This window comes from Rhodococcus pseudokoreensis (assembly GCF_017068395.1).
Taxonomy (GTDB): domain Bacteria; phylum Actinomycetota; class Actinomycetes; order Mycobacteriales; family Mycobacteriaceae; genus Rhodococcus_F; species Rhodococcus_F pseudokoreensis.
Genome location: NZ_CP070619.1, coordinates 5993626 through 6006913 on the forward strand (window position 1 = coordinate 5993626; position 13288 = coordinate 6006913).

A 13288-nucleotide genomic window follows, 5' to 3' on the forward strand; every position below is an offset into this window, starting at 1 on the left:
TCCCGTTGCGTTCAACTTGTGCGTCGTCCTGTGATCCTCTCGGACCAGTCGACCATGAAGTTGAGAAGTGTCCCGATCAGCATGAGGATGAACAATGCAGCGAAGGTGCCGGCCGTGTTGAAGGTTCCGGCTGCACGGGCGAGCAGGAATCCCAATCCCTTGTTGGATGCAACGATCTCACCGACTACGGCTCCGATCAGCGCATAAGGTACCGCCAGTCGTAGTCCGGTGTAGATCCAGACTGCGGCGCTGGGAAGTACCACCTTCAAGAGCAGGTCGCTTCGTCTGCCGCCCATAACGCGGACCACGTCGACGAGGTCCTTGTCGACGTCCCGCACGCCGGCATAGGTGTTGTAGAAGACCAGGAAGAAACAGACGACTGCGGTCAGCACCACCTTGGAGGCGAGGTCGACACCGAACCACAGGATGAATAGCGGTGCCAACGCGACCTTCGGCAACGAGTAGATTGCTGTGACAATGGGGTCGAGCAATTGAGCAAGCCATTCGACACGACCCAGAACAAATCCGACCGTGATTCCGCCGACGGCCCCGAAGACTAAGCCGAGGAGCATCTCGGTCAGCGTCGTCTGCAGGTGGATCAGAATGTCCCCGGAGGAGATCCATCCCCAAAGCACCTCCCAGATGGCCGACGGCTTCGAAATCCAAAACTCGTCGACCCAGCGTCCCGAGATGAATTCCCAGATCGCCAGAATCGCGACGACGATCCCGATTCGTCCCAGCTGGATAGCTGCGAGGTGAAGCCAGCGGCTGCTTCCGGAACGAGGCTCGTCGAGCCACACGGTCTCGTCGTGCGGACGCTCCTCGACGGCCGTCGGCGTTTGGTCGGGGTGTGCGGTCAGGACATCGACCGCTTCAGCGGTATTCTTCATACCTCGTCACCTTCGTTCAGGTCCTCCGAGAGAACGGACCACAGGTATTCGTTGAGCTCGCTGAATCGAGGGTCGAAACGGAGCTTGGACAAATCACGCGGACGCGGGAGGTCGATCGGGACATCCACCTTGACCTGTGAGGGGCGCGCGGAAAGCACGACGACCCGGTCGCCGAGGGCTACGGCTTCGGAGATGTCGTGCGTGATGAAGACGACCGTGCACTTCGACGCAGCCCAGATGCGCAGCAGTTCCTGCTGCATGATCCCCCTGAGCTGCGCATCGAGCGCACCGAACGGTTCATCGGCGAAAATGACCTCGGGCTTGTGGGCCAAGGTCCGTGCAAGCGTCACACGCTTGCGCATGCCGCCGGAGAGTTCGCCAGGGTAGGCCTTCTCGAATCCGGCGAGGCCCACAAGCTCGATCATCTCGGCGACCCGATTCCGGATGGCGTCCTTGCCCATCCTGCGGATTTGGAGAGGCAGTGCGATGTTTGCCGTAACGGTGCGCCACGGCATCAGGTTGTCTTTCTGGGTGACGTACCCAACCTTGGTGTTCGGCTCGGGAACTGGGGCACCGTCGTAGAGCACTTTGCCAGCTGACGGCAGCATCAGGCCGGCAGACATGTTGAGTAGCGTGGACTTACCGCAGCCGCTCGGGCCGACGACGCAAACGAACTCGCCCTCGTTGACGGTGAGATCCAGCCCCTCCATTACCGTGACGCTTTGACTCTTGCGATGAAATCGCTTGCCGAGCCGTTGAAACTCGATCTTTGGTCTGACCGTGTGCGTCGCCATATGAGTCGCCACGGGCGTGCTTGCATTCGGCATCTTTCGATTCCTACTTGTCGTCATTCCACGGCGGCGTCTGAGGACGCTCGTGATGTTGAACGGAAGGGAGGCGGGTCGGATGAATCGGGCAAAACGACTCCGCGCCCTATGAGACTGACATCACAGCGAATGTAAGTCAATAGATATCGGGTTAAACATCAGCTTTTGGCAGCGGGTGTGTTGTGGCGTCGTCGAGGGTGCCAATTCTCCACCCCCCAGCAACAGCTGCGGCCTTCCATCGGTGCTGGTAATTACCGCATTTCCGCGAGAAAATGAGGTGTGCTTCGACTCCCGGCGCGAAGCAACCTGCGAACCACGCGTATGTGTAGGCCCAGCGCGTTGGGTCCCCGCACGCTGCGTTGTGTCTACCCCTCGATGTCAGGGCTGATTCGTGACGGCATCGAATCTGAGGGTGACAATGGGTGCGTCGCAGTCGGACGAGCCGGCCGCGTGTCGGGTCGCTGTGCCCAACGCTAATGGGACAGATGTCCCGGGATGGGATGAAGGGGGGATCGGTCTGCCTGGGTGGATTCGACCCACGGGGTAGCAGCAATGCGCAGCTTCGGGTTATCTGCTGGGGCAGAAGAATTCGGTGGCAAAACGGCTCTGCGACAAACCACACCCCGACCGGTGAGTCGCTCAGTTCAAGCTGAGATGCCTGTTGTCAGGGCGCTTGTCGGGCACGGCTGGGCGGGAACCTTGTCGTTCGCGTCCATGCTTCTGCGGATGTGGTCGCGTAGGTAGCTCAGGTGCTCGGTGACCGCACGCTCGGCCGCTTCGGGATCCTGATTGGCGATCGCGTCAACAATGCGCTGGTGTTGGGCGTAGGTATCGCGGCCCAATCTGGGTGAGAGGTCCAGGTGTCCGACGGGTTCGGATTCGTGGTGGAGGGCGTAGACCAGGGAGGCGAGGATCCGGTTGCCGGACATCCGCGCGATCGTGATGTGGAACCGCGCGTCGAGTTCCGGGATCATCGGGTCGTCGACCGTCCGCCGCTTCTGTTCGGACAGGATCGCGCGGAGTTCCTCGACGTCGGCGTCGGTGCGGTTTTGGGCGGCCAGGACCGCTACTGGTATCTCGAGGTGCTGGCGGGCCATGGCGACCTCGTTGAAGCTCACGCTGCCCAGTCGCAGGAGGTTGTGCATCGATTCCTGGACGACCTCGCCGAGGGCGGTGTGGTCGACGGCTTGCACGAAGCTTCCGCCGCCGGCGCCGGGGACTTTGCGGATCAGGCCCTGGGTCTCGAGTGCGGAGAGTGCCTCGCGGATGGTGGGACGGCTGACGCTGAACTGTCGGGCGAGTTCCGTCTCCGGTGGGAGGCGGTCCCCGGTGCGGAGTTGGCCGTCGAGGACGGCCTTACGCAGCGCGTCTTCGACTTGTTGGCGGGGGCGCAGCACCTTCTGCCCGAGGATCGGCGGCTGGGCAATGCCACCGCTAGTGCTGTTTGACATATGCGCTCCAGTAGTCCGGGACAGTCACCATTATAGCCTGACAATTTACAGGGCCGGGTCCTCACATGGATGGATCGGCTGTACGGGGAGTTCGCACAATGAGGCCGGCGGAGACAAGGAGGAGCACGGCCGGCCACCAGAAGGCAGCAGCCAGACCAAGGCCACCGGCAAGGGCGCCCGCCGAGATCGGCACAACGACCTGACCGAGACGATTGCCGCTCAGCCGGATACTGACTGCCGTACCCCGCAGATGGACGGGTGTCTGCGCAGCTACCCACGCCATCGTTGCGGGTTGTCCGATTCCCAGCCCCAGTCCGGCCAACGCCATGGCGGCGAAAAGCGCAGGGCCGGGTCTATCGAGCATTCCGAGCACCGGCAAACTGGAGAGGCTGATTGCTGCCAGGGTCATGGTGCCGATTAGGAGCCGTCGACGTGTGAACCGGGTGATCAGCCGGACCATCCAGATTCGCACCACCATGGCAGCAACACCCTCGGTAGCTAGCAGCAATCCGACGGTGAGCGGTGAGAGCCCATGCTGTTGCCCGAAAACGGGAAGAAAGGCCACCAGCAGATCGATCGAGGTGAGCACCGTGAGACTGGCCAGCATCGCCGCCGGCACAGCAGGCAATCGCATCACCGACGAGAAGCTTCCCCGTCCGGGCCGAATGTCTGATACGGGACGCTGCATGAGCGATCCCGGCCACATCTTGAGGCTGATGGCTGACAATGTTGCCACCACCGCCATGCCGGAAACGATTGTGAGCACGATGTGACTGTTCGGGATGTCGATGGCCGACTCGCCGTGGCTGCCGGTCACCTCGCCGACCAGGAAGCCGGTCATGGCCGGTGCAACGATCTGGGCGACTGCGTTCACTGTCGTAAGCGTGGCGAATCTGGTGTCACGCCGTTTCGGTTCACTTCCTTTGGCGATCAACGTCTGCGATGCAACGACCAAGATCAGGTGGCCCAGGCCGAGAAACGCACTGCACACCCCGAGTAGCAGCAGGCTCGACGGGGCAAGCAGGGACAGCAGGGTTGAGCACACCAGGACCCCCCCGAGTACGAGGAACCCCGTCTCGCCTCGACGATCGACCGCCTTTCCGAGCGGAAGCGCCACGACGAGCGCTAGTACAGAGAACGCCGCGGTGATGACACCGACCTGCACCGCTCCCGCACCCGCCGCGAGGCTCTCGTAGGTAATCAATGGCCGGATCGCCGAGCTGATGAACTGGGCAACGAAGGTCACCACCATCAATCGGGCGAACCACGGACGGCTCACGCGTGATGTCCAGCTGCGTTGCGGCAGGATGCCAGTCGTCCCAGACTCGCTCATCCGGTATGCCCAGGGTGCTGAGCAAAGAGGCTGATGATCCACGCAGCTGCCAGAGGCTGTTCGAGGATTAAATGATGACTTGCACCGGGGACCCGCAGTAGTGCTCCTGCAGGACCGAGTGACTCGTGGATCCGCTGGGCCATCGCCTCGTCGACGAAGCCGTTCTCGGCCTGCACCCACCAGGTGGGTATTCGCGCTGGTCGGACGAAGTCGTCGGGGACCTGGGGTCGCAGATAGATGCGGGGGTCGAACTTGAGCGCCCACCGATCACCCGATCGCCGAAATGCGGTCTGCGTGATGTGGTTCATCACTTCAGCAGGAGCCACGGTAACGGGTGGGAAGGTCTTGTAGCCATTGAGTGCTTCGGTTCGTGAGGTGAAGGATCTCACCGGTCGGGCAGCGATCTTCTGGCGCCGCTCCGCGTAGCTGTTGGACGTACGCCGAAGGGGGCTGTCGAGCGCCAGGACTGCACCGAACAGGTCCAACTGACGCTGAGCCGCATTTACCGCTACGAGACCGCCCATGCTGTGTCCGACGAGCAGTGGGCGGGGACGGCAGAAAGTTTCCGCGACGTCGGCCACCTCATCGGACCATGCATCCAGGGTGTACTGCTCCCGGTGTTGGCTGTCGCCATGCCCCGACAAGTCGAGTGCGACCACCCGCCCCGCTCCATTTATGAACGGGGCCAGGTGGTCCCACCATTGGCGCTGGGCCGCCCCACCGTGGATTAGCACCACATCGGGTCCCCCTCGACCGCTTCGGCCTTCCCAACAGTTCACGGTGATCTCGGCGCCGCCGGCACGAACACGCTCAGTGCGGGGGGGAGTGAGATAGGCCGAGTTCCACGAATGCTCGACGTTGACGTCCAGCTTGGCGGTCATCGGCCCGCCTCCATCACTCGGGCCGGCACTTCATCAGCAGCGGCATAACACCTTCCTGCACAACCTCTTCGCGCTGATTGACCAGCTGGTATCGCCGTCGCAACACGCCCCGCTTACCGTCGCTGGTGAGCTTCTTGTCCTCGATGAGGACCTTGACATGGATCGTGTCGCCGTCGAAGACCGGTCCCTTGAACCGCCATTCCTCGATACCGAGCAGGGCGATGGTGCCGGCTTCGAAAACACCGAGTCGCGTGACGAGTCCGGTCAGCACGCTCATGCCCAACACGCCGTGCGCGATGCGTTCGCCGAACTGGCTCTTGCTGGCGAATTCGGCGTCGGTGTGAATCGGGTTGTAGTCACCGGAGAGGCCGGCGAAGGTCGCGACCTCCGCCAGCCCGACCGTCCTGCTGGGGGTGGTGAAGGTGTCCCCGATGTCGAAATCCTCGAAATAGAAGGCCGGCTTTGTTGCGTTGCCCATCAGTTCTCCTCCTCGGGCGTCGATCCGAATGTCTTGCTCTTGATCATGCGCACGGACGTGTAGGTCGCCACCGTTGCGCCCTTGGAGTTCACGACGACGTTCTCGGTCGTCACCACCCCCCGGTCACCGCGTGAGGTCAGCCGCTTGGAGACCACGTTGATCTGGGTCTGGATGGTGTCGCCGGCATATACCGGCGCTTTCCATGTCGGGGTCAGTCCAAGAAGCGCAAGCCCGGTGCCACGCGTAACCCCCGCCGAGAGAATAAGGCCTTCGGCGAACGACAATGTGAGCATGCCAGGGGCGATGCGGCCGGCGTAGTGCTCGGGCAGGTTGACGTACTCCAGATCCATAAAAGTCGGTGTGAGGAACCCACACAGATTCACAAACGCCGAGATGTCGTAGTCGGTGACCGTGCGTCGCGGTGTCTCGATTCGCTGGCCTTCGTAGTAATCCTCGAAATACAGCCCGTCCACGCCGACCCCTCAGTAGGACTTCGGCATCCCCAGCACCTTGTGGCTGAGGTAGTTGAGCACCATGTTCGGTGAGACGGGGGCGACCTGGAACACGCGGTTGTCGCGGAACTTCCGCTCGATGTCGTACTCCCTCGCCAGACCGTAGCCACCGTAGGTCTGCATGCACGTCTGAGCCAGTGCCCAGGATGCCTCGGAGGCAAGGTATTTGGCGATGTTAGCGAGTGCGGGAGCGTTGTCGGCGCCGGCGTCGTAGGCAGCGGCAGCCTTCCAGCGCATCGCATCGGCCGCCTCCAAGTGGGCGTACCCGTTGGCGATCGGATGTTGGATGGCCTGGTTCGCACCGATCGGCTTGCCGAACAGCACACGCTCGTTGGCGTACTTCACTGCCCGCTCGATGAACCACTTGCCGTCACCGATGCACTCGGCGGCGATGACGATACGCTCCGCGTTGAGCCCGTCGAAGAGATACTTGAAACCGACACCCTCCTCGCCGATCAGCGAATCGGCCGGAACCCGCAGATCGTCGATGAACAACTCGTAGGTGTGATGGTTGAACATCAACGGGATCTTCTTCATCGCCAGGCGTGCGGGGTCGACGTCGCGAATGTCGATCAGAAAGCAGGAGATGCCGAGACCGGGCTTCTTCGGGTCGGGCGAGGGGCTCGTGCGGGCCATGATCACCATGAGGTCGGTGTAGGCGGCACGTGAGATGAACACCTTCTGGCCGTTGAGGACCCATTCGTCGCCGTCCCGGCGGGCTGTCGTGGCCAGCTTGGAGGTATCGGTGCCGGCGTTCGGCTCGGTCAGGGCAAAGGTGGTCAGTCGGACGTCACCGCTGGTGATCTGCGGGAGCCACTTCTTCTTGAGTTCCTCCGAGCCGTGGTTGACCACGATTCCCATCGCGAACATCGCTGCGTGGATGGCGGCTCCGGCACCGCCGGAGCGGTTGATCTCCTCGGTGATGACCGACGCCTCGGTTACACCCAGACCCCAGCCGCCGTACTCCTCCGGGATCATCACGGAGTGCAGGCCGGCCGTCTCCGCCGCCTTCGCGAACTCCTCGGGGAAGGCCTCCTTCTCGTCGACCTCCCGGTAGTAGTCGTTGTTGAAGCGGGAGGTGACCGCCTTGGCGGCCTGGAGCACGTCGTCCAGGGTCGCCGTCGTCGCTTCAGTGGAGTTCTCAACAGTCATGATGATTTTCGAACCTTTCTTATCTTGCCCGTGGGTTGGCTCATGCGGTCGCGTTGACGTGGGGCGCGGCGCCGAATGCCCCGCCTTCGGCCAGCGACTCGATCTGGGATTGCTCCACACCGATTTCGGTGAGGATGGCGTCGCGGTGCTCACCCAGACGCGGCACGCGGGCCGGGGTTGGCACCGCGAACCCCGTCGGGTCATCCGGCTGCTTCAGCGAGCCACCGATCGCGTCGTCCACCTCTACGAAGGTTCCTCGATCGGCGAAGTGCTGGTTGTCGAGCACCTCGCTCATCGTCAGGACCGGTGCGACGGGGACGTCGACCGCGGTGAGGGCGTCGACGACCTGCGCCCGGGTCAACTGGGTACTCCAGGCTTCGAGCAATTCCTCGACTTCACGCTGCCGGAGGGAGCGTTCGACGTAGGTCGCGTACCGCGGGTCGTCGGCGAGTTCGGGCTGTCCCATCGCTCGGGACAATCGCGCCCAGAAGTCGTCCCGGTTGACTCCGATGTTGTAGTAGCCGTCCGCGGCTGCGAACGTCCCGTAGGGGACACCGTGGAAGTCGTTTGCCCCGGCGACCTTCGACAGGTGCGCATCGCTGGACTGCACGCGCGCGAGGGCCACGGTCGCCAGCGGCAGCGTGCATTCGGTCAGCGACAGGTCGATCATGCGTCCGCGACCGGTTTGCTCGCGCTCACGCAGCCCGAGCAGCACCGAGGAGTGCGCGGTCATACCGGTCACGATGTCGCCGAGCGCGAACCCGCACCAGGTCGGGCGCCCCTCACGATCCCGGGTGAGGCCGGTGGTGCCGGACAGCGCCTCGGCCACCATCGCCAGGCCGGCACGGTTGGCGTCGAGACCGGCATCGAACAAGCCGAAGCCGCTCATACTGACCACGATCAGCTCTGGGTAGCGTTCTTGAAGATCCGACGGGTGGATCCCGAGGCGGCCCAGCGCTCCGCCACGCATGTTCGTGATGAACACGTCCGCATCGGCCAGCAGCCGGTCGAGCAGCGCGGAACCGGATTCGGACTTCAGGTCGAGGGTGATGCTGCGCTTGCGCCGGTTGAGTGAGGCGAAGTACCCCGACATGGTGCCTTGATCGGTGGTGCGGATCGGCTCGCGACTACGGGTCAGTTCGCCCTGGGGCGGCTCGACCTTGATTACGTCGGCACCCTCATCGGCCAGGAGCATCCCGCAGTAGGGTCCGGCGATGAGGTGGCAGAGTTCGACGACCTTGATGCCGTCGAGTACACCTTCCCGCACAGGGGTGTGATCGTTCATCGGGGGGCCGGTCCTTTCGACGGTCGCGCAAGTAGTTCGAGGAGCCTCGATACTGGAGCATCCTGCGCCAGCACCTGAACGGTGTCCCACAGTTCCTCAACGGTCACGGCTGCTCCGCCGTGCTGGAAGCAGTCGGCCGCCTTGGCCTTCAGTTGATCGACGGTAAGGCGGTGCTCCGGACTCCCGGAGACGGTCTTACCGACGAAGGTCTGCTCGGTGCCGTCCTTGAGCCGGACCGTCGCTGTCACCGGCGCCATGGCCAGGAAATCGACGTCTTCGGTGGGGCGGACGGTGATGCGTTCGGCCGCGAACCCACCGACGACCGGGTCACGCAGTGCCTCGTCGGCGAAGTCGCCGATCAGGACGGCGCCGCGGTGCAGTGCGACGCTGGCGGTATAGCCGATGCAGAACTGTGCATCCACGATGTTGGCAGTAGCGGGATCGAAGGTCCGGCCGACCATGTTGAACGCCTGGCCGCTTGTGTCGAACGTGATGTGCTCGACGGCCTCCGGTGTGATCCCGGATTCGCGGATTCGGAGCGTCAGGTCGATGGGTGCATGTGTGAAGCGGCATGCGGGGTAGGGCTTGAGGCTGAGATCGGTCAGGTAGCCGGCGTGTTCGGCATCCTCGAGGAGGATGTCGCGGTTGAACTGGCCGTCCTGGTAGAGGTTGATGAAGCCGGCGCGGCCGTCGAAGACGTTGCGTGGGCCGTCGACACCAGCACCGGCCAGTGCTGCACCGAAGAGGACGTCCTTGGCGACGACGGCGGGCTGGAAACGCTTGGCGAGGGTGCCGTCGATGATCGACTGCAGACTGCCCGATGTCTGCGCGAGCTGGTGCCCGAGCAGGCTTACTGCCTGGGCGACGTCCCACCGGCGGAGGCGGGCAATCGCGAGCGCGGCTCCGATACCGCCGCTGACGACGCTGTAGTTCCAGCCCCGACTGCCCTTGGGGCCACCGGCCCGGCCGACCCGCATTGCGCCGTCGAGGCCCACGACCAGCGCGGTCAGGAACTCCTGGCCGCCGCAGTCGGGCCGATTTTCCTCCAGGTCCGCGACCAGTGCCGGGAGGACGACGCTTGCAGCGTGCAGCGGCACCGCGTCGTCGGTGTCGTCGTAGTCGAGTGCGTGCAGTGCACCTCCGTTGGCCACGGCCGCGAATGGCGCCGGCGCGGTGTCCGAGGTGCCCCAGATGGTGGCGTTACCGGTACCCCAGGTGGACAGTGCGGTGCGTGCCTGGGGGACGCCGGGGGAGTGGAGCCCGCCGAGTGCGCAGGCCAGTGTGTCGAAGAGGACCTCGAGGGCCGCCTCGATCGTGGCTGGATTGAGGTTGGGGTAGCTCTGGCGCACGGCGTGCTCGGCCAGCCGTTCCGCCAGGTCGACGGTGCTCTCGGTCATCGGGTCTCCTCGGCCTTGTCGATTTCGAAGTCGAACAGTCGAACTGGTTTCGACTGGCGGACCTTTATCTTTACGCGCAGGTCCGGCCGGAGGGCCTCCCACGGCGCGAGGATCCTGCTCAGGCAGCGCACTCCCTCGTCGAGATCGACCAGGCACAGCACATACGGGACCTCGTCGGCGAAAGTCGCAGGGGCCGCCGAGACTTCGGTGTAGCTGTACAGGGTGCCTCGGCCGCTCAAATCCACCCAGTCCAGTTCGGATTTCCAGCACTCAGGGCAGATGGGCTTGGGTGGGAAGGTCATGTGGGAGCACTCGCGGCACCTGGTGGTCCGAAGGACTCCGTCGTTCAGTCCCTGCCAGAACGGTTCGGTGAAAGGGGTGACCCGCGGCGGGTAGGCCAGCGTTGTCCCCGTCGTTTGGATTGGCATCAGTCTGACTCCGTTCACGCGCCGTGGCCAGTGAGGATGTGCATCATCGTGGCGTTGTAGTCGCCGAGTTCGCCGGTGACGGCGCCGATTCCGGCGCCAGTCACCTGACGCTCTCCTGCCTCTCCGCGCAATTGCTCCACCGCCTCGTAGACGTTGTAGAGGGGTGTCACGTGCGGCGGGTGTCCGCGGCTGGCGCAGCCGCCGGACGGCGAGATCGGTACCTGGCCGCCGATGGTGGTCGCCCCACTAGCGGCGGCGGCGCCGCCGGTGCCCTTGGGGAACAGTCCGATGGATTCGCTCAGGATCAGTTCGACGATGGAGCAGGGAGCGTAGACCTCGGCGAAGTCGATGTCGTTGACCGAGATGCCGGCCTCGTCGTACGCCTTCCCGGAGGCGATCTCCGCCGACTCGAACCATGTCAGCGGACGCGGTCGGCTCGACACCTGGTGGATGCCCTCGTGATGGAAGCCGCGCGAGACGACGTCGACGTAGCGGGTGCCCAGGGAACGGGCAAAATCTGGATCCGCGATCACGATGGCCACCGCCCCGTCGGACCGCGGGGGCACGTCCAGCAGGCCGAGCGGTTTGACGATGTCCCTCGCCGCGACGACGTCCTCGACGGTGATCGGCTTGCGCATCTGCGCGAGCGGGTTCATCGAGGCGTGATAGCGATTCTTCACCGGGATCGACGCGAGTTCCTCACGGGTGAGGCCATATTCGTGCATGTAGCGCACCGCGTTGAACGCATACCAGGCGATGGGGGTGACGCCGAAAGGAACGTGGAAGTCCACGTCACCGACGGCCCGCATCGACCAGGTCATGTGCTCACCGGTGGGGACGTGCAGTTCCTTGTTGACGCCGAGAGCTACGGCGACCTTGGCCTTGCCCGAGGCGACACGCTCGAGTGCGACGTCGAAGGCGATGGAGCCGGTCAGGCCGTTGCCCAGGACCTCCATCAGGATGTCACCCACCGCCATCTCGAGGTATCCGGCCATGAACGTCCCGAAGTACCGCTGGTCCGCGTAGGGGCGCGGAGTGGAGAAGATCAGCGCATCGATGTCCTTCTTGGTCAGGCCTGCGTCGGCTATTGCCGCGACCAGCGCCTGGGCCATCATCTCGTGCTCGAGCTTGTCGAGGTGCTTGCCGACCGGCAGGGCCCCGATTCCCACCACGGACGCGATCGGCTTCATGATTCCGTCACCGTTGCCCTTCGTTTACAAGGAGGAATTTGACTGACACTTAGATGTATGTCTGACATTAGACTCGTCGGCGAGGTTGGTGTCAAGGGTCACCGGCGTTCGAATGCACGGAAGAGGGTCGTGACTGCGTCGAGAGACTCGAGTTCGGGCAGCCGAGCGAGCAGGGCCCCAAGGGCACCTGCCTGATCGGGAGCGAGGGCACGGAGGGCCAGTGACTCGAACTTCTCACGCACCTCGGCATCGCTCATCGGGTTCGCCGGATGACCGCGTGGCACGTCGGCGGCCGCCGACAATGTCGAACCGTCCACCATGGTCAGGGTGAGTTCGGTCGGGCAACTGTCCCGGGTCGCTCGATTCGTCAGGTCGAAACGTTCCACCACACTGATGCGGTCGATGATCGAGAAGAGTTCGGGATCCGTCAGCCGCTCGCTCGTGAATGCCGCATCCGACAGTTCACCGTCGACGAAAGCGGCAGCCATCAGGTAGGGCATGCTGTGATCTGCGGTTTCGCGGGTTGGTGGACGCCACTTCTCCGCGGCGTCGCCTCGGCCGCCCCCGATCGAGCGCCACGCGTTCGCGCAGGTCGCCACGTCGATCGCAACGATCTCGGAGAGGGCGGCGCGGTCGCGCAGCTCGGTGACCAGGTCGACGGGCACCTGACCCCAGTAGCAGGCCGGATGTCGTTTGAGGCTGGCTCGCTCGATGGCCGACGGGTCCGCTCTTGTCAGTGTGAGATCGAAGGTGGGCCATACCCGTTCGAGTAGTCCATCCTTGCCCTCGAACGGTTCGGAAGGCCCACTCATCCCGGCCGCAGCCAGTCGGACGGCGAATGTCGCTGTCATGGCGGCATGGCCGGTGGCCGCTGCCTTCCACTCGGATAGCTCGCCGAACCTGGTCACCCGCAGCGGGATGCCGGGTACGACGGCGAGGGAGAGGGCGTGTGCGATCTTCTCCCGAGGCAGCCGGAGGATCTTGGCCTGGCCGGCGGCGATGCCGAGCGAGCAATACACCCCTTGATCCCATCCGCCATCGGGGGGCACCGCCTCAGCCAGCCGGGTCGCGATTTCGTAGGCGAGGTAGATCGCGGTGACGGCGTCGGCGCCGGTCCCCCCCATCGCCTCGGTCATCGCGAGCAGGGCGGGGATCATGTCACTCGGGTGTCCCGAGACCCCGAAGTCGTTGAAGTCGAGATAGCGGTCGGCTGTGGCGTTGGTGAAGGCGACCTGGTCGACGAGGTACTTCTCCGGCTCGCCGTACATCGACGCCACGAGAGGTCCGCCGATACCGCGGGTGACCTCGCGGGCGATGCCTGCGGGCTGGCTGGCGAAGCCTCCCGCGCCGCATCCGACGGTATCTGTCGTATGGCGTACGACGGCGCGGACGGCGCCGGGGGTGAGCGTCTCGAAGTCGGTCGCTTGGATGAAGTCGACCAGTGAGGTAAGCAGCTTGTCCATG

Annotated in this window: 13 protein-coding genes; all 13 read right to left on the reverse strand. The window is 64.1% G+C overall.

Annotation, left to right across the window (positions count from 1 at the left end; all coding sequences use genetic code 11):
* Positions 1 to 11: 11 nt before the first annotated feature.
* The 13 genes from JWS13_RS32530 to JWS13_RS32590 all read right to left on the reverse strand — a co-directional run bounded on the left by JWS13_RS32530 (position 12) and on the right by JWS13_RS32590 (position 13287).
* Positions 12 to 800, reverse strand: a complete 789-nt coding sequence (locus JWS13_RS32530) for an ABC transporter permease (protein WP_241032430.1) — start codon at positions 798 to 800, stop codon at positions 12 to 14.
* 86 nt (positions 801 to 886) lie between these two features.
* On the reverse strand, positions 887 to 1717 hold the full coding sequence (locus JWS13_RS32535) for an ABC transporter ATP-binding protein (protein ID WP_206009446.1): 831 nt from the start codon (positions 1715 to 1717) through the stop codon (positions 887 to 889).
* A 644-nt stretch (positions 1718 to 2361) separates the two neighbouring features.
* Positions 2362 to 3168, reverse strand: coding sequence for a FadR/GntR family transcriptional regulator (locus JWS13_RS32540; protein ID WP_206009447.1), 807 nt, complete (start codon positions 3166 to 3168; stop codon positions 2362 to 2364).
* 61 nt (positions 3169 to 3229) lie between these two features.
* Positions 3230 to 4501 (reverse strand): MFS transporter, encoded by a 1272-nt coding sequence (locus tag JWS13_RS32545; RefSeq protein WP_206009448.1) that lies wholly within the window; start codon positions 4499 to 4501, stop codon positions 3230 to 3232.
* Positions 4498 to 5382, reverse strand: a complete 885-nt coding sequence (locus JWS13_RS32550) for an alpha/beta fold hydrolase (protein ID WP_206009449.1) — start codon at positions 5380 to 5382, stop codon at positions 4498 to 4500. Before JWS13_RS32550 ends, JWS13_RS32545 begins: the two co-directional genes overlap by 4 nt.
* A 13-nt stretch (positions 5383 to 5395) precedes the next feature.
* Positions 5396 to 5860: a MaoC/PaaZ C-terminal domain-containing protein gene (locus JWS13_RS32555; protein WP_206009450.1), complete on the reverse strand. Its 465-nt coding sequence runs from the start codon at positions 5858 to 5860 to the stop codon at positions 5396 to 5398.
* Positions 5860 to 6333 (reverse strand): MaoC family dehydratase, encoded by a 474-nt coding sequence (locus JWS13_RS32560; RefSeq protein ID WP_206009451.1) that lies wholly within the window; start codon positions 6331 to 6333, stop codon positions 5860 to 5862. Before JWS13_RS32560 ends, JWS13_RS32555 begins: the two co-directional genes overlap by 1 nt.
* Before the next feature lie 9 nt (positions 6334 to 6342).
* Positions 6343 to 7524, reverse strand: coding sequence for an acyl-CoA dehydrogenase family protein (locus JWS13_RS32565; RefSeq protein ID WP_206009452.1), 1182 nt, complete (start codon positions 7522 to 7524; stop codon positions 6343 to 6345).
* 40 nt (positions 7525 to 7564) lie between these two features.
* Positions 7565 to 8809, reverse strand: coding sequence for a CaiB/BaiF CoA transferase family protein (locus JWS13_RS32570; RefSeq protein ID WP_206009454.1), 1245 nt, complete (start codon positions 8807 to 8809; stop codon positions 7565 to 7567).
* Positions 8806 to 10206, reverse strand: coding sequence for an MmgE/PrpD family protein (locus JWS13_RS32575; RefSeq protein ID WP_206009456.1), 1401 nt, complete (start codon positions 10204 to 10206; stop codon positions 8806 to 8808). The genes JWS13_RS32570 and JWS13_RS32575 overlap by 4 nt, the downstream gene beginning before the upstream one ends.
* Complete coding sequence (locus JWS13_RS32580) at positions 10203 to 10634, reverse strand: Zn-ribbon domain-containing OB-fold protein (protein WP_206009458.1); 432 nt, start codon at positions 10632 to 10634, stop codon at positions 10203 to 10205. The genes JWS13_RS32575 and JWS13_RS32580 overlap by 4 nt, the downstream gene beginning before the upstream one ends.
* A gap of 14 nt (positions 10635 to 10648) precedes the next feature.
* Complete coding sequence (locus JWS13_RS32585; RefSeq protein ID WP_241032432.1) at positions 10649 to 11824, reverse strand: thiolase family protein; 1176 nt, start codon at positions 11822 to 11824, stop codon at positions 10649 to 10651.
* Positions 11825 to 11922: 98 nt separating this feature from the next.
* A complete protein-coding gene (locus JWS13_RS32590) occupies positions 11923 to 13287 on the reverse strand; it encodes an MmgE/PrpD family protein (RefSeq protein ID WP_206009460.1) in 1365 nt (454 codons plus the stop codon).
* Between the last annotated feature and the right edge of the window lies 1 nt (position 13288).